Genomic DNA, 25,433 nt, shown 5'->3' with positions numbered 1-25,433 from the left:
GCACCTAATTAAAGGGATAAAATAGAGAACATGAGATTATTACCAAGCATACTAATCAGCGCACTTATTGCGTTGGCTTCACCTCGTGCGATGGCAGCATTAGAAATAGTCATTACCGGCGGCGTAGATAGTGCTCGTCCTATTGCCATTGTTCCTTTTAAATGGCTGGGTAGTGGCGTCAGACCTGAGTCATTATCACAGGTTATTAGTGATGATTTATTACGAAGTGGTAAATTTAGTCCTATCGCAGCAGACAAGTTCCCTGAGACTATTGTTGATGAGAAAAATATTGATTACAGTGCTTGGGCAAGTTTGGGTGCTGAAGCCCTTGTTATTGGTCAAATCAAAGAAATTTCCATCGGCCGTTATCAAGTAAGCTACCAATTAATTGACGTTATTCGCGGGCAAATTACCGGCGGTCAAACGTCAATGCTCAGTAATGGTAAACTGGTGCAAGCACAAGATCATATCTTAGCGCAAAGCAGTGCCAATATTAATACTAACCAAGCTCGTCGTTATGCTCATAGTATTAGCAATGTTATCTATGAAAAACTCACCGGCAGTAAAGGTGCGTTTTTAAGTAAAATTGCCTATATTATTGTTCGCGATCAAGGGAAATATCCATATCAACTGGCTTTTGCCGATTATGATGGTTTTAACGAACACGTCTTGTTAAGTTCTAAAGAACCACTAATGTCGCCAACCTGGCGACCAAATGGCGAGCAGTTGGCGTATGTTTCCTTTGAAAATCGTCAAGCACAAATACATACCATTGATATCTATACTGGTGAGCGCAAGCTGATCAGCTCTTTTAAGGGCATAAACAGTGCACCTCGCTTCTCACCCGATGGTAAAAGTATGGCTATGGTACTGTCAAAAGATGGCAATCCGGATATCTATGTCATGTCGTTAGCGAGCAAAAAAATACGTCGTATTACCCGAAATAGAGCAATAGATACCGAGCCAAGTTGGACACCTGATGGTAAATCATTGATATTTAGTTCAGAACGGGGTGGAAAACCTCAGCTATATCGCGTAGATTTAGCCGGGGGGAAAGTAAGACGTTTGACGTTTGACGGCGAAATGAACCTTGGCGGTTCAGTAACCCCTGATGGTAAACAGCTGATCATGGTCAATAGAACTCGCGGTAAATATCGTTTAGCGAAACAAGACTTAACTTCTGGTTTATTCCAGGTATTAACCGATACACGTTTAGACGAGTCGCCAAGTGTGTCACCTAATGGTGGTATGATCATATATAGCACCTTATATAATAATCGACAAGTGTTGGGTTTAGTGTCGGTAGACGGACGATTTAAAGCTAGATTACCGGCACTTGATGGTCAAGTGAAGTCACCAGCCTGGTCACCATTTTTATAATAATAATATGTAAAAAAAACTAATTAATCTTTAACTTATATTTTTGAATAAAGGAAAATAAAATGCGCTTTAATAACATAGTAAAATGCTTAGCAATTGCTTTACCTCTTACCGTTTTGTCAGCTTGTAGCTCAAACTCAGATACAGATGAGCAAAGCCAAATAGATACTAATGCCCAAGTTACTCAAAATGCTGAAGCCGCTCAAAAAGAGCAAGAAGCCGTACTCGTTACTGCTGCTAAACGTGCTGCAGAAATTGAAGAACAAAAACGTCAAGAGTTAGAGACATTACGTGCTGAGCACATTGTTTATTTTGACTTTGATGTTTCAAATGTAAATGAGAAATTTTCAGAAATTTTAGATGCTCATGCTAAATTTTTGACTGCTAATTCAGAGATTAAAATTTTAGTTGAAGGACATGCCGATCAGCGTGGTACGCCAGAATACAACATCGCTTTAGGTGAGCGTCGTGCTAAATCTGTCGTTACTTATTTAGAGAATATGGGTGTTGCCGCTAGCCAAATTACTGTTGTTAGCTATGGTGAAGAAAAGCCAATGATTAAAGATCGTAGCGAAAATGCTTTTGCTAAAAACCGTCGTGCGGTATTAGTTTACTAATACTTAATACGCCTCAACTAAACAGGTAACTGAATGAAACTAAATAAAGTTTTGTTTGGCATGATGATTACAGCTAGCGCCATGAGTGCGTTAGCTGTAGCTAAAGCGCCAGTCATTGATGTTAACGCCAATGCTATTGATTCTGCTGTGTTGATAGAGCAATTAAGCACCTTGTCACGTAAGTTAGACTCACGTAATAAGGCGCAAGTAAATATTCAGCGTCAGTTGGACCAACTACAAAGAGAAGTGAATGAACTTCGTGGTATAACAGAATTACATACTCATAAATTAGGCCAAGTATTAGAGCGTCAACGAGAGCTTTATCAAGAAATTGATAGACGAGTCAATGAAGTACTTGTCTCAACCAGTAAGCCTGCTTCAGTTGCTCATCGTCCTAGTATGAGTATTAATACGGCAGTCAATGCGGGCAGTTATAGCGATAATTTAACTGAAAATGAAGCGTATGACCGTGCCCTTAATTTAGTGTTAAAGGATAAACGTTACCAGCAAGCTATTCTAGAATTTAAAGGCTTTAATAAGCACTTTCCAAATTCTAGTTACGCACCCAATGCTCATTACTGGTTAGGTCAGTTGCTCTTTAATCAAGGGGAACTTGCCCAAGCAAGCCAAGAGTTTATCATTGTCGTTAACCAGCATAAAGAGTCATCTAAGCGTCCTGATGCGCTATTAAAACTTGCTATTGTTGCTCAAAAGCAAAAAGATAATAAAAAAGCCATTGCTCGCTATCAACAATTATTAGTAGAATACCCGGAATCAACAGCAGCAAAACTTGCCAAGCCCCGCTTAGCTAGTTTAACAAACTAAGCTAATTTGGACGAGAATCACCTTTATTGGCTTTTTGTTGTTGATAAAACTAGCGTATTGTTGATAAATTACACTAGCAGTAAATTATATCAATAAAAACGAAATTTATTGTTGCACTTAAATATATTATGAGTATTATATGCCCCGCGTTGAGGCAGTAACTCAACACAACGTCGGCCGTTAGCTCAGTTGGTAGAGCAGTTGGCTTTTAACCAATTTGTCGAAGGTTCAAATCCTTCACGGCCGACCACTTTCTAATTCAAAGTAATGACTTTATAAGTGGTTAAGTTGAGTTTGAATGAAAAGTCTCCTTCTCGTAATAGAGGGTGGAGCAAGTAAATTATAAAATAGAAAACTTGAATCGGCCGTTAGCTCAGCTGGTAGAGCAGTTGGCTTTTAACCAATTTGTCGAAGGTTCAAATCCTTCACGGCCGACCAATTCAAGACTATTTATCGTTTACTCACAATTAGGCACGGCCGTTAGCTCAGTTGGTAGAGCAGTTGGCTTTTAACCAATTTGTCGAAGGTTCAAATCCTTCACGGCCGACCACTCCTAATTGATTAGTGTTGTAAAAGAAAACGATTAAAGCTTTTAAGCTTTGTCCAGTTTAACGAAAGGTCAGCCTGAACGTTTGATTGGTGAAGTAGTTAAGTTATAGAGATTAGGAACGGCCGTTAGCTCAGTTGGTAGAGCAGTTGGCTTTTAACCAATTTGTCGAAGGTTCAAATCCTTCACGGCCGACCACTCCTAATTGATTAGTGTTGTAAAAGAAAACGATTAAAGCTTTTAAGCTTTGTCCAGTTTAACGAAAGGTCAGCCTGAACGTTTGATTGGTGAAGTAGTTAAGTTATAGAGATTAGGAACGGCCGTTAGCTCAGTTGGTAGAGCAGTTGGCTTTTAACCAATTTGTCGAAGGTTCAAATCCTTCACGGCCGACCACTCCTAATTGAAAGTACTTACTTATAATTCAAGCCAAGCTTTTAACCGTTACCGCAATTAATTCGAAGCTTTAAATTCTTCACAGCCGACCACTGCTAATTGAAAGTACTTACTGATAATTTAAGCCAGGCTTTTAACCGTTACCGCAATTAATTCGAAGCTTCAAATCCTTCACGGCCGACCACTGCTAATTGAAAGTACTTACTGATAATTTAAGCCAGGCTTTTAACCGTTACCGCAATTAATTCGAAGCTTCAAATCCTTCACAGCCGACCACTCCTAATTGAAAGTACTTACTGATAATTTAAGCAAGGCTTTTAACCGTTACCGCAATTAATTCGAAGCTTCAAATCCTTCACAGCCGACCACTGCTAATTGAAAGTACTTACTTATAATTCAAGCCAAGCTTTTAACCGTTAACTCACTTAGCTCGAAGGTTCAAATCATTCACGGCCGAGCACTGCTAATTGAAAGCACTTACTGATAATTGAAGCCAAGCTTTTAACCGTTAACTCACTTAGCTCGAATGTTCAAATCCTTCACGGCCGAGCACTGCTAATTGAAAGTACTTACTTATAATTCAAGCCAAGCTTTTAACCGTTACCGCAATTAATTCGAAGCTTCAAATCCTTTACCGCCGACCACTGCTAATTGAAAGTACTTACTTATAATTCAAGCCAAGCTTTTAACCGTTAACTCACTTAGCTCGAAGCTTCAAATCCTTCACGGCCGACCACTGCTAATTGAAAGTACTTACTTATAATTCAAGCCAAGCTTTTAACCGTTACCGCAATTAATTCGAAGCTTCAAATTCTTTACCGCCGAGCACTGCTAATTGAAAGTACTTACTGATAATTTCAAGCCAAGCTTTTAACCGTTAACTCAGTTAGCTCGAAGGTTCCAATCCTTTACCGCCGACCACTGCTAATTGAAAGTACTTACTTATAATTCAAGCCAAGCTTTTAACCGTTACCGCAATTAATTCGAAGGTTCAAATTCTTCACGGCCGACCACTGCTAATTCAATAAAATCACCAACCCTACTACTCAATAAGACATTTCTTACTCATAGCATACTAAATACTCTCATTTACCCTAGCTAGCTTATTTAAGCCAATCTCACTCAGTTAAAACACTTTATTAGCATGTCTTGATATATAGCTGACAGTTACTCTATAACGAAGCGGTTATACTGCTTATTATCTACTACACATTAGTAGCGCTTTCCCTTATAATTGCCGCGTTTGAACGTGTCCTGATTTAGAGAGAACCCATGAGTGTAAGTAATATCGCGGTAGATTTTGATTTTCAATTCCCAGCTAAGCCAAAGCCTTTAACAAATGATGAAAAGGCGCAATACATAAAGAAAATTAAACTGCTCTTAGTAGAAAAAAATGCCGTACTGGTGGCTCACTACTATACTGACCCTGAAATTCAAGCGCTTGCCGAAGAAACGGGAGGTTGTGTTGCCGACTCTCTTGAAATGGCTCGTTTTGGTAAGCAGCATGCAGCAGAAACATTAATTGTTGCAGGTGTTAAGTTTATGGGCGAAACCGCTAAAATATTAACACCTGAAAAATTGGTGTTGATGCCTGAGCTGGAAGCAACTTGTTCATTAGATTTAGGCTGTCCAATTAAGGAGTTCTCAGCTTTTTGTGATCAACACCCTGATCATACCGTGGTAGTTTATGCAAATACCTCAGCTGCTGTTAAAGCGCGAGCTGATTGGGTGGTTACTTCGAGTATTGCCCTTGAAATAGTCGAGATGCTTGCGAGTGAAGGAAAACCGATTTTATGGGGGCCTGACCGTCACTTAGGCGCATATATAGAAAAAGAAACCGGCGCTAAAATGTTGATGTGGCAGGGTGCTTGTATTGTCCATGATGAATTTAAGGCCTCGGCATTACGTGACCTTAAGCTACAATATCCTGATGCTGCGGTATTAGTACACCCTGAATCGCCTAGCAATGTCATTGAGCTTGCTGATGCCGTGGGCTCTACTAGTCAGCTAATTAAAGCAAGTCAAGAAATGCCTAATAAACACTTTATCGTCGCAACCGATAAAGGTATTTTTTATAAGATGGAACAAGCTAGCCCAGAAAAGACCTTTGTCGCTGCACCTACAGGCGGTAACGGCGCAACCTGTCGTAGTTGTGCTAATTGCCCTTGGATGGCAATGAATGGCTTAAAATCGATTCATGATGCGTTAGTAAGCCCGGTAGGTAAAGTAATAAACGTAGATGAAGCGCTAGCTGCAAAAGCATTAATACCGTTAAATAGAATGCTTAATTTTGCGGCTGAAAATAAGTTGATAGTTAAGGGTAATGCTTAGTTAATCGCCTACTTTATTGATTCCTTAGCATTTATGAATAAATAAGCAGCAGTTAAGCTATTTTGCTAAAATTAAACAACGATTAAGCTAAAATAGCCTTGCACCTGTGCCGCTTTTTTTTTACCATAGCGCTTGTTAAATTGTGGTGCGCTAGCTGAGTGTCTGTAGGTTGAATTGATACACATACAAAGAGTGTTTAGATTTAGCCCCGAACGAGAGTTTAAATACACACCATCACGTTTAGAGTTATTACTAAATAATAACTTAGCATACTGAAAAAGAGATTGTTATACAGTAATTAGACAATTTTGATAGACAGTTTTTTATACTATCAGGATTGAGAAAAGTTTTGGAGAGTTGGCTGAGTGGTTTAAGGCGCTCGCTTGGAAAGCGAGTGAAGGTTTATCCCTTCCGTGAGTTCGAATCTCATGCTCTCCGCCATTATTAAAGGGTCTTAGATTAATATCTGAGACCCTTTTTTTAGACCTATTCGAATAGACCCTCATTACAATCCACAATAAAAAGCTTAAATTTCTTCTTGTCTATAATGACGTATTGTTTTCATTTTTATTCAATAATGCCGGTAGTGTAATGGTTACTTTTAGTCCTCCTGTCGGTTGGTTTTGTGCGAATATATCACCCTGATGCAAATGAATGGCTTGCTGGGCAATGGCTAGCCCTAAACCTGTGCCACCGCTACTGCGTTCTCTACCATCAGCCACTCGAAAAAACGGCGTAAAAATCTTTGCTATCATTTCACTTGGTACGCCAGGACCATGGTCGATAACACTTAGCCTTATTTTGTCATCTTGCTGAGATAATTCAACTGTCACTATTTGGCTATTGGGCGAATACTTTATCGCATTATTTAATATGTTACTGATAGCACTGGCGAGTAGTTTACTGTCGGCGAAAAGGGTGCAGCTAACTAGCCCTTTTATCGCTATAGTGACATTTTTACTGGTAGCAAAGTATTGGCAATCATTAACAACTTGGGTAAGTAACGTCTTTAATTCTACCTCATCGACAGTAAAAGTATTATGGCTATGCTCAAGTCTTGAAAGCGTAAGTACATCGGCTATCATTTCATCTAGACGGTCGACTTCAGTTTCACAACGGGTCAAATGTTTTTGTTGCTCAGCGCTATTGCCCATGTTTTTTTCAGCTAGAGCAATGGCTAACTGTAAGCGTGTTAGTGGCGACCTTAGTTCATGGGAGACATCGCCTAATAAACGTTGATGCGCAGTAATATTGTTTTCTAATTGCTGTGCCATTTGGTTAAAACTTCGCGCTAGATCGCCAAACTCATCTGAGCGTCGGTCAAACTTTGTGATGCGGGTTGATAATTTACCATCACCTAAGGCTTTACTGGCTTTTTGCAGCGCTATTAAGGGGTTAGTAAAGCTTTTTGCGAGTAACCAGCAACACAAAAAACTGATGGCTAGCAATAAGATCAGACGCAAAGCAACAGGGAGTCGGTTGACCAAGCTAACCAAGCGTTTATGGTGTGGTTCACTGGCAATAAATAATTGAAACTGTTGACCATTGAGCATTATAGGTTGCGAACTGGTCACTTGGGTAAAGGCAAAGTCAATAGTGACTGGGTTCTCTAACGGGTGTCTTTTTAAATAGTTTTTTACCTTTGACCAAATACGCTGCCTTGGTGTATAGATATCGTTGGTACTTAGTCTTTTAAAAATTAAATACTGTTGATGTTTTTGGTGAAACTTATGCTGTATTTCTCTCAGTCTAATGTGCGATTTACCCGCCAGTTTCTGCTGGTAGTTTGTTAATAGCTTTAATTGCTCTGGGTTGGCTTGCTCTTGGGTGGGAGTATGCCTAAATTGCATGGTCACTAGGTAGCTGATCAGTACTGAGGTGAGAATGACCAGCCAAAACGCCAGAAATAGCTTTAAGCTAATGCCTAAAGAGAAATTTTTATACCACTGTGATAATTGCTTGAGCATAGTTACTGTTCTCCTTGTAAAAACACATAACCCGCTCCGCGCACTGTTTTTATCTTATCTATTGGGTCAATAGCGAGTAGCTTTCTACGGACATTGCCGACATGCACATCGACAGTTCTATCATACGGGCTTAGTTTACGTTGTAACACTTGCTCGGATATTTCTGCTTTACTGAGAATTTTACCGTGATGTTTAAGCATATAAACCAGTACTAAATATTCAGTGCCCGTTAGTTCAAGTAATTTATTTCGACAAAAAATTTCACGAGTAGCTTGGTTTATCCTGACCTGATTAATGATAAGTTGCTCGGTCGGTTCATTTATCGCTGTAGTATTTTGTTTTTTTACAATGGCGATACGTCTAAAAATGGCATTTATACGTGCTAATAACTCTCTATGTTTGAACGGTTTTGCTAGGTAATCATCGGCACCTAACTCTAGTCCTAAAATTTTATCATTATCATCGCCTCTAGCGGTTAGCATTAAAATAGGGATTTTATGATTGCCACCTAATGCTTTTAGCACTTCAAAGCCATTGAGTACAGGCATCATGACATCAAGTAAAATCAAATCAAAGCAGTCATCAAATGCTTTTGCTAAACCACTGGCACCATCTAAACAAGCCGTTACCTTGATGTTTTCACAGGCAAGATATTCGGTAAGTAACTCGGCAAACTCTTTATCATCATCTATCAATAAAATGTGTTTAACTTGTGAGGTACTTTTGCTCATTTCAAGGGCTCTTTTTATGTTAGTGACAGCAGCTTCTGGCTAGGAAGTTCATTATTTCATTAGTTTACGTGATCTTCGCTCAGCAGAAGATAACTTTACATAGCTTTACACTGCTTTGCACTGTTTTGCAAAAAGCCTCGTTATACTAAAGCTTAAGCTAATTAAAGATAATTTAACTCGTTAACAAGAGAGTTGAAAATACCTAACAAGGAAATATCAAATGAAAACTCAACTTAAAAATATTACTATTGCCATCTCGCTTTGCTCAGCTTTGCTGTTATCGCCTGTTAGCCTTGCCGGTTATGAGGGTAATCATGCTCATGATAAAGCTAGCGATAAAAGCTACCAGCAAATGAGTGAAAAAAAATTCGCTAAACTGACCCTAAAACTGGGTTTGTCTGCAAGCCAGCAAGCCGATATAAAAGCACTTAAAAAGGAAGAAAAGCTGCAAATGCTAGCATTAAAACCAGCAATGAATGCCTTTCGAGAGCAAGTTAAAACCTTAATGTCGGCGGAAAGTTTTGATGAGCAAGCTTTTAGCCAATTGCAGGCGAGTAACCAAGATGTCTTTGCGGCGATGGCGTTAGTAAAAGCAAAAAGTAAATTTGCCATGAAAAGTGTATTGACTGAGGAGCAAGTTGAAAAGTTTTATTCGATGAAACATAAACGTTCACATCGATAATTGTTTGGCATTATATTAAATGTATTGAGTTTCAACATAAAAAATCCGACCTAGTGTCGGATTTTTTATGTACGAAGGCAGCGATTAGCGTTTTTATTCAGTAGGAATAATTTTACCTATATAGGGCAGGTGGCGATATTTTTGTGCATAATCAATACCGACACCAACGACAAATTCATCGGCAATTTCAAAACCTACCCACTTAACATCGACATGTTTTTCACGGCGAGTCGGTTTATCCAATAAAGTACATATTTGAATAGAATTAGGGCCACGTAACTTTAATATTTCCAGCACTTTACTTAAGGTATTGCCGGTATCAATAATATCTTCTACCAGCAACACATCTTTGCCTTCAATATTATCATCAAGGTCTTTTAGTATATGAACATCACGAGAGCTTTCCGTGTTATTGCCATAGCTCGATGCGGTCATAAAATCAACACTATGATGAACAGAAATGGCTCTGGTTAAATCAGCCATAAAAACAAATGAGCCCCGCAGTAAACCAACCATAACTAAGTTATCACTATCTTGATAATGTTCACTGATTTGTTGCCCTAATTGGGCGACGCGCGTTTTAATTTGCTCTGCTGAGATCATTACCTCAATGGTATGTTTCATTGTTATTTATTTCTTATTGAGTTAATTATTAAAGGCAGCGATTAGCTGCCTGGTCGGGTATAACCTATGTCAATAATAGGTGTAGGTGTTAGCTTTTGTCGCTATTATTCATGCAAAAAAGCCTTTGCGAGCAAAGGCTTTTTATTAACGTTAAGCAAATGCTGTTTTTAGTTTAAAAATATAAATTTAGCAATAAATAAAACAGTTAACGCCCAAACACCTTTAGATACTTGGTTAGATTTACCTGTACCCACTTTTAAGACAGTGTAAGTGATAAAACCAAAAGCAATACCGTTCGCAATAGAGAAGGTAAACGCCATCATAATTGTAGTACAGACAGCTGGAGCGTATTCCGTCAAGTCATCCCAATCTAAACCTTTAAGTGAGCTCATCATTAACATAGCTACATAGATAAGAGCGCCATCTACGGCAAAGGCAGGTAGCATTTTTGCCAGGGGTAAGAAGAACATCCCAACAGCAAATAATAAACCTATGGTTACTGCGGTTAGACCAGTACGACCACCAGCAGCTACACCAGCGGCAGACTCAACATAAGAAGTTACCGGAGGACAACCAAAACCTGTACCAATAACAGAAGCAATAGAGTCAGCTTTTAAAGACTTGCTTAAGCCTTTAATCTTACCATTTTTGTCTTGCAAACCAGCGCGCTCAGCAACACCCATTAAGGTACCCGCGGTATCAAAAATGTTAACAAATAAGAAAGTTACAATGACAGGAATTAACGCTACTTGAAAAGCGCCAGCAATATCGGCTTTCCATAAAATGGGTTCAAGAGCCGAAAACTCAGGAACAGCTAGTATGCCATTATAAGCAACAAAACCAGATTGAGGAGCAAAAGATTTAGCAGCCTCGGCAACAACAAAGAAATCAACAGGTAATACCCAAGTCATAACAAATGCAAGTAAGGTTACTGACGCAATACCAATGATTACCGCACCAAAAACTTTACGATAGCTAAGCACAGAAATAAGTAAGAAACTTAAGAAACCTAGTGCTGGTGCTTCTGGCCCAAATTGACCAAAGCCAAAGTGAGTCATGTCGCCAAGGGCAACTATGTTATCAGGACTAGCAACAATAATGCCGGTGAAGCGTAGGCCGATGAAGCCTAAGAAAAGCCCAACACCTGCGGTCATGGCAAGCCGTAAGCTCATGGGAATACTATCAAGCATCCATTCCCTAAGTCGGGTAACACTCATAAAAACAAAAAGGACCCCTGACAGGAATACCGCACCTAAGGCAATTTGCCAACTATAACCCATGCCACCGACGACGGAGAAAGTGAAGAAAGCATTTAAGCCCATTCCTGGCGCAAGACCAACAGGCCAGTTTGCGTACAAACCCATTATGATAGTGGCAATAGCAGCACCTAAACAGGTTGCTAAGAACAAACCATCAAATGGCATGCCAGTATTTGACATAATAACCGGGTTTAAAAACATAATATATGACATGGTCACGAAGGTGGTAAGACCGGCCATAAGCTCAGTTTTTACCGATGTATTATGCTCTGATAGTTTAAAAAGACGTTCTAACAGACCGACGTCATTAGTTTTATCTTCTTTGTCTTCTTCGTTTTCGTAAGATTTACTAACCTGTTCCATAACTACAGTTCTCTCATTGGTTGATATTAAAGGTCGTTTATTGGTGTTTTTTAAGTGTGACCTGCTTGTCGCAGTGCTACCGATACAGCAGGTAGAACAACGATTGCTAATGTTAGAAAGAGGCTGTGTTGGACCCAATTTCCGTTTAGCTGACTCATTAGTGCACAAATAAAATTTAAAGTTAATAAGTATAACAGTTTGTTAATTCCACATGGTGAAACTCATCAAAACTATAGGGTATTCGCTATAGCCGATAAAATTAAAGTTAACTAGAAAGTACGGTGAAAAGTTAGATGTACAATTTCACTTGGTAAAATCGAGTTGAACTTAATTCCATAAATTCAAAGGTTTCAACATGGCTCCCAGAATTTGGTTCTTGTTAAAGTAGTTATTGTCTTTGGTTTTTATCTGATCATTAACACTTCATCCTATCCTTAAAATAGAAAACTTGTCAATAGTGTCAAGAATGCTTTTTTAGTGTACAATTTGAATTAGGGTCTGATTCGACTTATAGCAATAACGTTGTAAATCGTTTAGTCATAGTGTTTTCATGGCATTACGCGAGAAAAGTACGCGATATCTATCTGCGAGAATACTTTTAAGGTAAGTAAATGCCACTAACAATCAATTAAATTAGGTAGCCATGCTTTCTCTAGCACATTTTAACCGAAAAACCATTAAAGGTGATATTTTTGGTGCGTTAACATCAACCATCGTTGCTCTACCTTTTGCTTTAGCTTTCGGCGTTACCTCAGGCGCGGGTGCTAGTGCCGGTATTTATTGTGCGATTATAACCGGATTATTTGCTTCTTTATTTGGTGGCACAAATCAACAAATATCTGGCCCTAATACCGGTTTAACGGTTGCTATGGTTGCTATATTAACCAGCTTTGTCGCGCAATCTCCGGACAATGGTATTGCCGCAGCATTTACTGTGGTCAGTCTGGCGGGTTTATTTCAAATGTTATTTGGCTTTTTTAAGCTAGGTAAGTACTTCATTTTAGTCTCATATCCGGTTATTTCAGGTTTTACCTCGGGTATTGGCATACTCATTATTCTCTCGCAAATTGAGCCCTTATTTGGTCACTCATTACCTGAATTAGAGCTGTCATTAAGCACTTTAACTAGCACGAATACTTTATTGGGTTTAGCTTGTTTAGCAATACTCTTCATTTGGCCGCAAAAATATAGTCGGGTAGTACCCGCAAGTATTATCGCGGTTGCTGGCGCAACCTGTTTTTATGTTTTTTCTGGCGCGGAAATGCCGGTTGTTGGCGCTATTGCCAGTGAATTACCTGCTTTTAATATGCCGGTATGGGAAAGTTCTTTAGCCAGTGAAATGATTAAATCGGCGTTATTAATTGCCACCTTAAGTACTTTAGACTCGTTAATGACTTCATTAACGGTGGATAGTATCACCAACGAATTACATGACTCTGACCAAGAGCTTGTCGGTCAGGGTATTGGTAATATTGTCGCCGGCCTTTTTGGTGCATTACCGGGTGGTGGCGCGACTATGCGCACAGTAACCAATTTAAGGGCTGGAGGTACTACGCCTTTATCGGGCATTCTTCATGCACTGTTTATTTTAGCTATTGTCTTATGGGCAGGGGAATACACCGCCTATATTCCTGTGGCTGTGTTAGCGGCAATTTTGACCCATGTTGGCATCAGCATTATTGATTGGAACTTCCTTAAACGCCTTCATCAAGTGCCTTTGTTTAGTGTCGGCTTGATGATCTCTACTATGATAATGTCGGTCGCCTTTGATTTAGTTACCGCGGTATTAGTGGGTGTTTTTATAGCAAACCTAGTGACCATTCGCCGTTTGTCAGACATCCAACTCGATAATATAAAGCTATGCACAGCCAAAGAGGCCGAGCATCTATCAAAGCCAGAGAGAGAGTTATTAGAAGCGATGGACGATAGCGTGTTATTACTTAATATCTCAGGGCCCATCGGTTTCGGTGTTGCGCGCGGATTAAAACAAAGTGTTTCAGAGACGGATCAAAATAAAACGTTATTGATTGATTTAACCGATGCCCGCTTTGTTGGTATTACCAGTACCATTGCTATCGAAGAAATTATTGTCAGTTATCGAAATCAAGGGCGCGATATTTTACTATCGAGTGTCTGTGACCGTGTACGAGAAGATTTTAATAAATTAAAATTACTTGATAAAATTCCTGCTGAGCATATCTTTTCTACAAGGTTAGATGCACTGACTTACCTTAAACAAAGAGTCTAAAGTAGAATATTTAATATTAAGTGCTTGGCTTACTGCTAGTCATAGTAATATTTTATCTGGATAAAAAACTCGGTTTACTAACCAGTTTTTTATTATTTATCCTTAGGTATCTTCCGCTAAAGTTACGGACTGACTTACATATCACCAAAAAATAGCGCTTTATTCATTTTATTTCATTATTGCTTAATTAATCCAAGACTAATGGCGCAAAAAATCCGATAATTAGCGCCATTAACACCAGTCTATCGATTGGCGGCATACAACTTCGGAAATATATCAATGGAAATCAAAGTTAACTTTCTCGACAACCTCAGGCTTGAAGCCAAGTTTGACGAATTTTCTGTCATCGCCGATCAGCCTATTCGCTATAAAGGTGACGGTTCAGCGCCAGGTCCTTTTGATTACTTCCTAGCATCTTCGGCGCTTTGTGCAGCGTACTTTGTTAAGGTCTATTGTAATGCTCGTGATATCCCAACGGATAATATTCGTTTATCACAAAATAATATTATTGACCCAGAAGACAGATATAACCAAATCTTTAAAATTCAGGTGGAGTTGCCTGACAGTATTTCTGAAAAAGACAAAAAAGGTATTTTAAGGTCAATTGACCGCTGTACCGTGAAAAAAGTCGTGCAGAATGGGCCAGAATTTAAAGTTGAGGCCGTTACTAGCCTTGAAGAAGATGCTCAAGCTATGTTGATGCAACGACCTGAAGATGGTGTTAGCACCTTTATTTTAGGTAAAGATTTACCACTAGAAGAAACCATTGCCAATATGTCAGGCCTTTTGGCTGACCTTGGCATGAAAATCGAAATATCTTCGTGGCGTAATATTGTGCCTAATGTTTGGTCATTACATATTCGTGATGCGGCATCGCCACTGTGTTTTACTAATGGTAAAGGCGCAACCAAAGAAAGTGCACTTGCTTCAGCCTTAGGTGAGTTCATTGAACGCCTTAACTGTAACTTCTTTTATAACGATCAATTTTTCGGTCAAGACATTGCTAACAGTGACTTTGTTCATTATCCCAATGAAAAATGGTTTAAGCCGGGCAATGATGATGCGCTACCCAAGGATATTTTAGATGACTATTGTTTAGCTATATACAACCCTGAAGATGAGTTGCGCGGTTCAAATTTGATAGATACTAACTCGGGTATGGCGGAACGTGGCATTTGTTCAATTCCATATGTGCGTCAGTCTGATGGTGCCACGGTTTACTTCCCTTCAAACTTAATTGAAAATTTATTTTTAAGTAATGGCATGAGCGCCGGTAACAACTTAGCTGAAGCGAAAGTACAATGTTTGTCAGAAATATTTGAACGCGCGATTAAAAAGCAAATCATCGCCGAAGAAATCGTTCTTCCTGATGTACCTAAAGAAGTTATTGCTAAATACCCAGCCATATTAGCGGGCATTGAAGGCTTAGAAGCACAGGGCTTTCCTGTGGTAGTAAAAGATGCTTCATTAGGCGGTAAATTCCCAGTGATGTGCGTCACCTTGATGAATCCAAAAACCGGGGGAGTCTTTGCCTCATTTGGCGCCCATCCAAGTTTTGAAGTGGCATTAGAGCGTAGCTTAACTGAATTATTGCAAGGTCGTAGCTTTGAAGGTTTAAATGACGTACCTAAACCTACTTTTAATAGCATGGCGGTGACTGAGCCGGAAAACTTTGTTGATCACTTTATTGACTCAACCGGTGTTATCTCATGGCGTTTCTTTTCTAATAAGCATGATTATGATTTTGTCGAATGGGATTTCTCTGGCAGCAATGAAGAAGAAAATGCCGGCTTAATGGACATTTTAAAAGGCCTAGGTAAAGAAGTGTATATTGCGGAGTTTAATCAACTTGGTGCTACTGCTTGTCGTATTCTAGTACCAGATTATTCGGAAATTTATCCGGTAGAAGACTTGATTTGGGATAATACTAATAAGTCACTTGCTTATCGTGAAGATATTTTAAATCTGCATAGTTTAAGTGAAGAGCAATTAACCAGTTTGTTTGACCGTTTAGAAGAAAGCCAACAAGATAATTACATTGATATCAAAACCTTAATTGGTATTGAGTTTGATGAAAATACCGTTTGGGGCCAGTTAACTATTCTTGAATTGAAAATTCTAATCTGCCTAGCACTTGGCGCACTTGAAGATGCTATTGAGTTAGTCGCCGAGTTTTTACAATACAATGATAATACGGTAGAACGTGGTTTATTTTATCAAGCAATTCATGCTGTCCTTGAAGTTACTATTGATGAAGAAATGGAACTGGAAGACTTTATCGGTAACTTCAATAGAATGTTTGGTGAAGAGAATATGGCCAATGTTGTTGGCTCTGTTTTTGGTGAAGTCAGATTCTTTGGCTTAACACCTACTAGTATGAAGCTTGAAGGTTTAGATAAGCATCAACGTTTGATTGAGAGCTACAAGAAATTGCATCAAGCGCGTAAGCTTGCTGCAGAGAAATAGCCTAATTAGCTGGTGCTGTCAGCACGGTGAATAAATCAAAAAGCCAATATTAATCGTGAATATTGGCTTTTTCTATCTAATGTCCTCTTTATCAAGTGTTTATGCCGTGTGAGCGAATATCATCAGTGTTACTGAGCTTTATTGAATAAGCTCGCTCATTTACGACGGACTTATGGCATGTTTTTACTGTTTAGCCACAGCGCTTGGTTCGCCTGAATAAATTGTGGCAATAACGCGGTAAAAAAGGCCAAACTTTAGGTTTACTTAACTCAGACGAATAGGCGGTCAAGGTCAGAATAGACTTGATCCTATGATAGTTATGAACACCAACAAAATTAACTGTTTATTGCAGCCTAAGGAACCAAGGTTGATATTAACAGGGGATATGCAAAATCCTTTTAAAATATAGCGTTATGTATATAGATAATATTTAAGCAACACTGATGAACAACTGCTATGTTAGATATTAATGTATTGATGTTTTTTACCCATGAGCGTAAAAACTTAATAAGAAATGGAGTTTATCAGTGTCAAATAAAACTATTATCGATGACATCGTTTGGCCGTGTGAGTTAAGTTTATCATTGAAAAAAAGTTTACTTTCTATCGCAAGTATTAAACATGGAGTTACCTCTTTAGGTGGCTCACCTAAACATCCATTTTGTAGCGATATTTGTTACCTTTTTGAGGGCGTTGCGGTACTTTGTACGTCTACACCAAATACTTCGACCACCGTAGGGGGTGTTATAGGGCCTCAAGACTGGATTGGTGTTGGTAGCATGGATGAGTCAGATCGTCCGATTTATACCACAGAGGAAATCGTTCCCGTAGTGTTAATGGCATTTCCTAACAAATTATTATTAAACCTGGCTGCACAAGACAGTGAAGTGTTCAAGTTTTTATTTTATATCGCTCAGGCATTACTCAAAAAATGGACGCAAGCAGCAGCTACAGTGATACACGATAAAGAAATGCGTATTGTTTATTCTCTACTGGAACTGCTGGTGCTACACCCTAAAAAAGGTGATGTAATACCCCCCATCAAAATTTCTCAACAACAACTAGCTTTATTGTCTGGCCTTTCTAGGCATAGAGTTAATGAAGTACTAAAAGAGTTGGAAATTGCCGAAGAAATTGAAATAGCGCGTGGCAGCTTACGCATAATTAACTTGCCAAAACTAGCTGCTCGCTTAAACAATCTCAATGTTAGTTTACGGGATCCTCGACAATTCATTAGTGAATATTAATCATGCTGATTTTTTAGTATCAATTTTATGCAACGGTTTCCAATATTTTCTGCTCTAATTGATTCATGTTGAATGGCTTTCTTAAATAATTTACAAAACCTACGGCTAGACACTTTTCTTTTATGCCACTTACTGAATCAGCGGTAATTGCAATAATTAAAGGCTTTTTTTTCATGTTACTACTCATTATTTTTTTAACAAATTCAAAACCATCCATGTTAGGCATATGACAATCTGAAAGGACAATATCGTAGTGCTTTTGCTGACATTTTTCATAAGCAATCAGTCCGTCACAGGCGACATCAGCGGTAATACCTAGCTGTTTTAATTGTCCAACAATAACTTTTTGGTTTACCGGGTGATCTTCTGCTACTAATACTTTTAAGGCTAAACCATTAAGTGAAGTCAATTTATTTTCTTTTAGTTCGGTACTTTTTAAGGGCTCAGAAAAAACAGCACTTGTCGGCTTTGTTATGGGCAAACTTAACGTCAAAACAAATGTTGAACCTAGACCTAATTCTGACTGCACTGATATTTTCCCTGACATCAAAGTTACTAATTCGTAACAAATACTCAACCCTAACCCTGAACCATCGTATGATCTTGTACTGTTGTTTTCTGCTTGAATGAAAGGTTGGAATAACCCTTGTTTTTTCTCTTTGCTAATACCGTTATATTTATAGTCCGGAAAGTAAAACTTCGGCTGACCTTTAAAGGTCATAGCAAGCAGTTTTACTTTCTTTTCTAGGTCAATGGTCCAATGGGTTTGCTTGTTAAAGCTTGATGATAATATTTTCATTTACGGTGAAATAATAGAAAAGCCGATGTATTCTCTATGCTTTATTGCATTAGAAAATATTTCTTTCATCTTGTTTTGCGCAGTTAATAATTGTTGTCGCTCTTCATTTTTATCGGCTTTAATTAATTCTAGGGTATACTGACGAACACTGGCATCGTCTGATGCTAGAAATACATCAGTTTTTACCCTTTTCCTCCAGGCAATAAGTGCTTGCTCTGTTGTTTTCAACAAAGAGTGTATGTTTCGCCCGGTCGATAGTTTTGCTTGAAGCTCCATTTTAGCTTGAAAATAAAATTGCAGCGCAATAATTAGCACCAGTGGTATCGCCATCATCAATGCTACTTTAGGTTTAAGTATTGAAGCCATTACTTTATTTCTTCTTTGTTTCTTATTTCATTGCACCAATGATTTACTTCTTCCGTTAAGCGTTCTAATCCTTTTCCTAACGTGGCAATAAGTTCATTTAACTGGTTGGACTTTTCATTCGGTGAATGTTCTTCAATTGTTTCAGCGATATTGGCTAAATCCTCTGCGCCAAGGTATCTAATGGCACTTTTTATTTTATGAGCAATATCTTTAACCTTGGATAATTGAGATTGCTGATGTGCGTTAATTAAGTCATTAAAATCATCGTTGTTAGTTAAATATGCCTCTAGAATTTCTAGGGTTAATTCAATATCTTCACCGGTAAGCTCTAACGTAATCTCACGGTTAAGGTGTGGTGTGGTCTCTATACCCGTGTTTTTGTTTATTGAGTTACCTTTTTGTCTTACTGCAGGACTCGTTAAATCGGCTTGTTGAAGCGTGGACTCTTCCTTAAAGCCTTTTGGTTGCGTAATCAACAATGCCGCGGCAGCTATTTCAAGTTTTTCTTTTAAACTACTTATCGGGCAAGGTTTAGCTAAATAATCATCAAAACCTGCATCCAGACAGCTTTGTATTGCTCCCTCTAGGGCATCCGCGGTAATGGCAATTAACCATGGTTTAATGCTTTTACGCTCTGTTGATATCTTATTGGCTAAGGTAAAGCCATCCATTTCAGGCATGTGACAGTCAGATAAAATAATATCGTAGTCAGCCTGTTGATACATTTGGTAAGCAATTAAGCCGTTTTCGGCAATATCACACGGTAGACCTAACTGCTTTAACTGGCCTGAGATAACTTTACGGTTAACAGGGTTGTCTTCCGCTAACAATATCTTTAATGGCGGTAAGGTATCATTTTGTATTTCACTTAATGATGTCGGTTTGAACATATTAAGTGCCGTTTTTGGCTGTTCTTTACAAGGAGCTAACGGCACCTTTATGGTAAATAAACTACCCACATTGATAATTGACGAGACAGAAATGGTGCCTGCCATTGCGTCAATTATCTCTTTACAAATACTCAAACCTAGGCCAGTGCCACCGAACTTGCGGGTAGTATCTTGTTCAGCTTGAACAAAAGGGGTAAATAAAGTGCCAGTTTTTTCTTGGGCAATACCAATGCCGCTGTCTTTTATTTCAAAAAGGATATCGTGCCATTTATCGTTTTTTGGCACCGTTTGAGCTGCTAGTTTAATCGTGAGTTGGATGAAACCATGCTCAGTAAATTTGATTGAATTGGAAATTAAATTATTCAGCACTTGCAACAGCCGAGTAGGGTCACTTAAGTAATTGTATTTAATTGTTTCGTCAACGTTAATGATAAGCTGTAAGCCACGAGATTCAGCTTTATAGCGGAAATTATTCATTGCTGCATTTGCTAGCTCTTCTAGATTTGTTGGCGTCGACTCTAAGGTAAGTTTACCGGCATCCATTTTTGAAAAATCAAGGATGTCGTTGAGTAAAGTCATTAGACTTTTCGCAGAACTATTTAGCGTATCAAGTAACTCTTTTTGGTCCGGCTTTAATTGCGTAAAACTCATTGCTTCAGCCATACCAAGTACGCCATTCATCGGGGTGCGGATTTCATGGCTCATGCGCGCTAAAAAATCTGTTTTAGCTCTTGCTGATTGTTCAGCTTCATCTCGCGCCTTTTTTGCTTCTTCTAATGCTAGCTCGATTTGTTGCCGGTATTTCACCGCAATTAACTGCTGTCGGTAGCGATAGAACATATAAAGTACAATAGTAATAATAACTATTACTACAATATTTATTCCCCTATCAATCAACGCTTGATAACGATGATCATCAGTCTGTATCACTAGCGTTTTTTTTAGCCATTTATTCTTGATTTCTCTAGCTTCTTCATCATTGATTAAACTCAAACCTAGATCCAAAATATCCCTTAAAATGACATTTGATTGTGTGGTTGCCATGCTAATGAATGAAACCGTATTGAAGTCTTTACTCATGTGAAAATATAAAGCATGTAGTTTTAGGTTGTTAGCTAAATATATAGTGTTAGATAGGTCTCCAATATAGGCATCCACTTGATTATTATTGATTGCTTGTAACGCATCTTCTGGTTTATCAACATAAATTAATTGGGCGCCAGGTACTTTGTTTTTAATTATTTTTGAATGTAAGAAGCCTTTTATTACCGCTATTCTTTTATTAGCGAGTGCGTTCAATGAATTTATTTTGTCAGCATGCCTGCTTATTATCGCTAGCTGTGATGCGCCAATGGTCGAGGTAAAGGCGTAATCTTTGCTACGTTGCTCAGTTTTAGAAATAATAGGTATAAAATCAATTTGTTGTTCTTTAAGTGCGGCAAGGACTAGGTCAAATGAAGTAAAAAATACTGGCTCAAAAGTGATGCCAATTCGTTTACTGATCAATGCTTGTTTATCTCCTATTAATCCAGTTAATACACCATCTGCAAAAATTTGATACGGTGGGTAACCCTTGCCAACAATACCGTAAGTAACTACCGGGTTATCAATAAGGAATTCTTGTTGTTCAATCGATATCTGAGATAAATAGTGACCTAATAGCATTTCAAAAGTGGCTTCTTCCCCTTCTCTATGGAACGATAATCTTACCTCGGCAGAGTAATTATCAAATTTCCTGATGCCTTCATTAAAAGCGAGGGCTTGTTGGCGTTTATTCTTAGCAAACACGGCTCGAATCAAAAGAGGATTAAAATGTTTTTTAACCCGTTGGTAGTCTTGATATCTTTTGGTTTTTTCGAAGTTATTAGGGTGAGTAGAATAGATATAATCATAGCTTGTTTGTTGAGCAAGAATGTTGCTAAGCTCAGTACTAAAAGTTACTTGCATCGCTTTTTGTTCAGTAAAAATATCTTTTTTATAAAAAGGACTATGTATTGCTAATGAGGTGGTTTGTGTTGCTTTTACTTTATTTTGATTGCTCTTAAGCTGATAGAGCACCCCTTGCTCTTTAATTACGGGTAAAGAAAAGTAGAATTTATTTTTATATTGTTCTTCATACTGACCGATAGCAATGACATCTATATCGCCATTTGCTAATGCTAACAGTGCTTTTTTATAGTTAAGTTCAATGAAGTGTGGCTGGATGTTGAGTTGCAGAGCCCATTGTTGCCAAAAATTAACCAACACATTGTAAGTGCGTTTATTTTGTGTTGATAAGCTTTTTGGCAGAGCAATATTTAATGGCTCTAACTGATGCGTAATAGCTGGCTCTATATCTGCTTTTATTTCGTTCGCGATAATTTGAGTTGAAAAGCTCAGTACGATCACCAAACTAAACATAAAGCTAGCTATTGTTTTGATTGTTAATTTGTCATTTTTTGTACACTTTATAAAATTCATTTGTTTTTCACCCACTTTTATATTAGGATTATTTTAAGGTTAAAAAACAGCCAATTCTGTTCTTTAAAGAACAGACGTCTTTATAGTAACTGGTTAAAATATATTCTATTAAATATATGACACTCTACTTATTTATAACATATTTATAGAAAGTGTTCTTTATGGTGGAAGGTAAATAGTATGAATAACGTTGCTAGGATGTTTGAGCGCTCAAGGCCTATTTTAATTATTGATGATTGTATAATATACCGTACTGCCACCAGAGGGATGCTATTAAAGCTAGGCTTTAGAGCAGAGAAAATTTTATTAGCGAAAGATGCGGTTACTGCGCTAGATATCGTAAAACATAAACCCGTGCAGTTAGTTTTGTGTGATTACAACTTAGGCGATAAAAAAAATGGTCACCAGCTTTTGGATGAAATGGTCAACTGCCAGATGTTATCAGCAGACTGCGTAATTATCATTATTACCGGTGACTCATCAGCAAGTGTCGTACGTGGGTTTTCTGAGTTAAGGTCAGACGGATATCTGGTTAAACCACTCAATTATGTGACATTTAAAGAGCGTTTGCCTAAGTTTTCTCGAAAAAAACGGCTATTAGCAAATATGCTAATAACTTTTGCCAAGGGAGATTTTACCGACACCATAGCTAAAGCTGAGGAAGGTATTATTAATGCCACTCAGCTTTCATATGGTGCTCAATTTTTAAAAGCTAAGGCGTTAATACAATTAAATAAATGTGATGAAGCAAAAAACATTTTAATTAATATTCAAGGAAAACCAGTGCGTGCTGAGGTACAAATTGAATTTGCACGTTTAGAATTTAAACAAACACAATATAAATCATGTTTGGCAACATTATCCCCCTTTGAAAATGATCCTATACATTGCACTGAAGTATTGTTGCTTTCTGCCCAGTGTTACTTAGCACAGCAGGAGTTATCCTTAGCGCTCGAGAAAATGACGGAAAGTGTGAAAATTTCTCCCAAAAATATAGAAAACTATATATTTTCTTCACATATCGCGATGGCAATGTTTGATGTTAAGTCTGCTTATGCCATCTTAGATATGGCATTAAGTCAATCTCGTTACTCTTACCGAGAGACCTTGCTGTTACATCAAATGGTTGCCCAATTAAATTTAAATGTCATCCAATTTACTCATGATGATGGCAAAAGTGCTTTATTTGCACGTTTCGTTGAACGTTATAAACATTGGCGCAGTTATTATTCCCGAAAAGACTACAAGCCGTTCGAACTACTACTTAAAGCAAGAGCGCATGGTATAAAAGGTAATATTAGCAAATGCAAAGCATTGCTGAATGAATACTTACAATGGCAAGACGATGAGCATATTTCGTCAGTATATGAATTAATAGAACTGGCTAAAGTCCATGCTATATTGCATGAAATAGATAAATACCAAGCAACTATCAGTAGAGTGAATGCTTGTTTAGCGCAAGGTGAACCCTATAAACAACAAACATTAACGCTCTATTTAAACCACTGGCAAAGCAAGTTAGAGCAGATAAGGAGCGATGTGAGCAGAGCAAAGAAACGTTGCTTTTCATACCTGAAAATCAGAGAGTTTGAAAAAGCGGTTAAGTTAATTATTCCCGCTTTAGAGCTTGATAGCTCTGATATCGGCACAGCCAAGTTGGCTATTATTTGCTTGTCTAAAGCATGGCCTATGGGCTGGAGTAAAAACTCGGTTACTAAGGTGGTGATCCGTTGCCATGAGGTATTGAAAAACACGCCCGAGGTGTTAACTGATGATTATCGAGTTGCTAGCAAATTACTTACCAAGCAATTACAAGTAAAAGAAGTTTCTTACAAATTAGATCAGGTGATTTAGCGATAATTGTTATTATAAACAATTCATTTAAAGCATACAGGGAAGAAATTACATGCTGAATAATATACTTATTGTTGAAGATGATTTCTTTCAACAGAAACTAATTTCAAAAATTTTGTCAACATTAACATCTGCCAAAATCACGACCGCCGCTAATGGTCAAGAAGCTCTGAGTAAACTAGATAAAATAGCTGAACCTGAGCTTATTTTATGCGATTTAAATATGCCCGGCATGGACGGTGTTGAGTTTTTGAGAATTATCGCCCAGCGTAATTTGGATTCTAAGGTAGTACTGACCAGTTCCGTATCAAAAGATGTGATTTCATCGGTAAAAGAAATGGCATTGGCTTGTGGTATGCCTGATATTTCAAGCCTAAATAAGCCCATTAGTAAAAAGCAGCTAGAGCAGCTTTTATCAGAGCTAATAGAAAAAAAATGGGTAAAAAAACCATCAGAGCACTGTCAATATCAACACCTAGATGATGAAATTATTACCGGATTTGACCAAGAACAGTTCGTGGTGTTTTTTCAGCCACATATTGACGTGGCAACGGACATTGTTTCCGGTGCTGAAGCGCTTATTCGTTGGCATCATCCAACCAGAGGTGTATTAACACCTTATTTCTTTTTAGCACAAATTGATAAACTAGGCTTGTCCCATTTATTGACCTTACAAGTATTAGAGTCTTCAATTGCTGCCTGCTCTCGTTGGCATCAACAAGGGCTTAACTTTAATATTTCTGTGAATATTTCTCCGGTAGATCTCGTCGAATCAAATTTTTTAGAGCGTGTTCTTGAACTCTTACAGCAACACCAGTTACCGGCGAAATTTTTAACACTTGAAATAACTGAAAGTGATATACGTCCAAACATGGCCAAAGAACTTGAAGTTATGTGTAGATTACGTCTTCATGGCATTAAGCTTTCAATTGATGATTTTGGTACTGGATATTCATCCTTATCACAGCTTATTTCTAGTCCTTTTACTGAGTTGAAAATTGACCAGTCATTTGTGCAAAAAATGCTGACAGACAGCAAAAGCTATGCGGCTGTTAAAGCCTCGCTGCAACTAGCTCGAGACTTGAAATTAAAAACTGTTGCTGAAGGTGTTGAAACTCAAGCTGAAGCAAATGCAATAAAAGCCCTAGGCTGTGATGTTTTTCAAGGTTGGCTGTATGCTCCGGCTTTAGCAGAAAATGAATTTTTAACTTGGTGTCAACACCATAATAAAAAAACTGTTGATGAAAAAGAACAACAATTTTCATAAGTTAACATTGGCAGTCATTGGTTGTGGCTGAACTGGCATAGGTTAACGTCCCATTTAATTAGAACTGTAAACATACACCGCTTCAAAAAACAGTTCTTAGTTAAAAGATGAATAAAA

At 38.1% G+C, this 25,433-nt stretch carries 17 protein-coding genes and 6 tRNA genes; 16 read left to right on the top strand and 7 right to left on the bottom strand.

Annotation, left to right across the window (positions count from 1 at the left end; translation table 11 throughout):
• Nucleotides 1-30: 30 nt before the first annotated feature.
• The 10 genes from tolB (at nt 31) to CMT41_RS11100 (ending at nt 6,534) form a co-directional block, all read left to right on the top strand.
• Nucleotides 31-1,380, top strand: a complete 1,350-nt coding sequence (gene tolB, locus CMT41_RS11145; protein ID WP_057181382.1) for a Tol-Pal system beta propeller repeat protein TolB — start codon at nt 31-33, stop codon at nt 1,378-1,380.
• 62 nt (nt 1,381-1,442) lie between these two features.
• Nucleotides 1,443-1,997: a peptidoglycan-associated lipoprotein Pal gene (pal, locus tag CMT41_RS11140; protein ID WP_058027300.1), complete on the top strand. Its 555-nt coding sequence runs from the start codon at nt 1,443-1,445 to the stop codon at nt 1,995-1,997.
• Between the two features lie 33 nt (nt 1,998-2,030).
• Nucleotides 2,031-2,822: a tol-pal system protein YbgF gene (gene ybgF, locus CMT41_RS11135; protein WP_057181380.1), complete on the top strand. Its 792-nt coding sequence runs from the start codon at nt 2,031-2,033 to the stop codon at nt 2,820-2,822.
• Between the two features lie 174 nt (nt 2,823-2,996).
• A tRNA-Lys gene (locus CMT41_RS11130) sits at nt 2,997-3,072 on the top strand.
• 112 nt (nt 3,073-3,184) lie between these two features.
• Nucleotides 3,185-3,260 (top strand) — tRNA-Lys (locus CMT41_RS11125).
• A gap of 36 nt (nt 3,261-3,296) precedes the next feature.
• Nucleotides 3,297-3,372: transfer RNA gene (locus CMT41_RS11120), tRNA-Lys, on the top strand.
• 119 nt (nt 3,373-3,491) lie between these two features.
• Nucleotides 3,492-3,567 (top strand) — tRNA-Lys (locus CMT41_RS11115).
• A gap of 119 nt (nt 3,568-3,686) precedes the next feature.
• Nucleotides 3,687-3,762, top strand: a tRNA-Lys gene (locus CMT41_RS11110).
• A 1,272-nt stretch (nt 3,763-5,034) separates the two neighbouring features.
• The gene (nadA, locus tag CMT41_RS11105) at nt 5,035-6,093 is read left to right on the top strand and encodes a quinolinate synthase NadA (protein WP_057181379.1); all 1,059 of its coding nucleotides are present in this window, start codon (nt 5,035-5,037) and stop codon (nt 6,091-6,093) included.
• 351 nt (nt 6,094-6,444) lie between these two features.
• Nucleotides 6,445-6,534 (top strand) — tRNA-Ser (locus tag CMT41_RS11100).
• A 101-nt stretch (nt 6,535-6,635) separates the two neighbouring features.
• Here CMT41_RS11100 and CMT41_RS11095 read toward each other — a convergent pair.
• Together CMT41_RS11095 and CMT41_RS11090 are read right to left on the bottom strand one after the other, a co-directional pair.
• Nucleotides 6,636-8,060 carry an ATP-binding protein gene (locus CMT41_RS11095; protein ID WP_058027299.1) on the bottom strand — a complete coding sequence of 475 codons (1,425 nt, stop codon included), beginning with the start codon at nt 8,058-8,060 and terminating at the stop codon, nt 6,636-6,638.
• Between the two features lie 2 nt (nt 8,061-8,062).
• Nucleotides 8,063-8,791: a response regulator transcription factor gene (locus CMT41_RS11090; protein WP_058027298.1), complete on the bottom strand. Its 729-nt coding sequence runs from the start codon at nt 8,789-8,791 to the stop codon at nt 8,063-8,065.
• Between the two features lie 220 nt (nt 8,792-9,011).
• Between CMT41_RS11090 and CMT41_RS11085 the strand changes: the two genes are divergently transcribed.
• Entirely contained in the window at nt 9,012-9,473 is a 462-nt protein-coding gene (locus CMT41_RS11085; protein ID WP_057181376.1) for a Spy/CpxP family protein refolding chaperone, read from the top strand.
• A gap of 93 nt (nt 9,474-9,566) precedes the next feature.
• On the opposite strand, the gene hpt is transcribed toward CMT41_RS11085, so the two are convergent.
• Nucleotides 9,567-10,097, bottom strand: coding sequence for a hypoxanthine phosphoribosyltransferase (gene hpt / locus CMT41_RS11080; protein WP_057181375.1), 531 nt, complete (start codon nt 10,095-10,097; stop codon nt 9,567-9,569).
• Nucleotides 10,098-10,264: 167 nt separating this feature from the next.
• The gene (locus CMT41_RS11075; protein ID WP_088568975.1) at nt 10,265-11,719 is read right to left on the bottom strand and encodes an NCS2 family permease; all 1,455 of its coding nucleotides are present in this window, start codon (nt 11,717-11,719) and stop codon (nt 10,265-10,267) included.
• A gap of 643 nt (nt 11,720-12,362) precedes the next feature.
• Here CMT41_RS11075 and CMT41_RS11070 point away from each other — a divergent pair.
• The 3 genes from CMT41_RS11070 to CMT41_RS11060 all read left to right on the top strand — a co-directional run bounded on the left by CMT41_RS11070 (nt 12,363) and on the right by CMT41_RS11060 (nt 17,680).
• The gene (locus CMT41_RS11070) at nt 12,363-13,967 is read left to right on the top strand and encodes a SulP family inorganic anion transporter (protein ID WP_058027297.1); all 1,605 of its coding nucleotides are present in this window, start codon (nt 12,363-12,365) and stop codon (nt 13,965-13,967) included.
• Nucleotides 13,968-14,246: 279 nt separating this feature from the next.
• Nucleotides 14,247-16,433, top strand: a complete 2,187-nt coding sequence (locus CMT41_RS11065; RefSeq protein WP_058027296.1) for an OsmC domain/YcaO domain-containing protein — start codon at nt 14,247-14,249, stop codon at nt 16,431-16,433.
• Nucleotides 16,434-16,960: 527 nt separating this feature from the next.
• Nucleotides 16,961-17,680, top strand: coding sequence for a Crp/Fnr family transcriptional regulator (locus CMT41_RS11060; protein ID WP_058027295.1), 720 nt, complete (start codon nt 16,961-16,963; stop codon nt 17,678-17,680).
• Between the two features lie 25 nt (nt 17,681-17,705).
• Here the strand turns inward: CMT41_RS11060 and CMT41_RS11055 are convergent, their stop codons facing one another.
• Genes CMT41_RS11055 through CMT41_RS11045 form a run of 3 tightly spaced genes read right to left on the bottom strand, consistent with a single transcriptional unit; the run spans nt 17,706 to nt 22,135 of the window.
• On the bottom strand, nt 17,706-18,479 hold the full coding sequence (locus CMT41_RS11055; protein ID WP_058027294.1) for an ATP-binding response regulator: 774 nt from the start codon (nt 18,477-18,479) through the stop codon (nt 17,706-17,708).
• The gene (locus CMT41_RS11050) at nt 18,480-18,845 is read right to left on the bottom strand and encodes a hypothetical protein (protein WP_058027293.1); all 366 of its coding nucleotides are present in this window, start codon (nt 18,843-18,845) and stop codon (nt 18,480-18,482) included. It abuts the gene before it with no gap.
• The gene (locus tag CMT41_RS11045; protein WP_058027292.1) at nt 18,845-22,135 is read right to left on the bottom strand and encodes an ATP-binding protein; all 3,291 of its coding nucleotides are present in this window, start codon (nt 22,133-22,135) and stop codon (nt 18,845-18,847) included. The genes CMT41_RS11050 and CMT41_RS11045 overlap by 1 nt, the downstream gene beginning before the upstream one ends.
• A 240-nt stretch (nt 22,136-22,375) precedes the next feature.
• Between CMT41_RS11045 and CMT41_RS11040 the strand changes: the two genes are divergently transcribed.
• Nucleotides 22,376-24,049: a response regulator gene (locus CMT41_RS11040; RefSeq protein ID WP_058027291.1), complete on the top strand. Its 1,674-nt coding sequence runs from the start codon at nt 22,376-22,378 to the stop codon at nt 24,047-24,049.
• Between the two features lie 52 nt (nt 24,050-24,101).
• Nucleotides 24,102-25,316, top strand: a complete 1,215-nt coding sequence (locus tag CMT41_RS11035; protein ID WP_058027290.1) for an EAL domain-containing response regulator — start codon at nt 24,102-24,104, stop codon at nt 25,314-25,316.
• The last annotated feature ends 117 nt before the right edge of the window (nt 25,317-25,433 follow it).

The organism is Colwellia sp. MT41 (assembly GCF_001444365.1).
Lineage (GTDB): Bacteria > Pseudomonadota > Gammaproteobacteria > Enterobacterales > Alteromonadaceae > Colwellia > Colwellia marinimaniae.
Note: the sequence above shows the minus strand (reverse complement) of the source record. Positions and strands in the feature narration are given on the sequence as shown.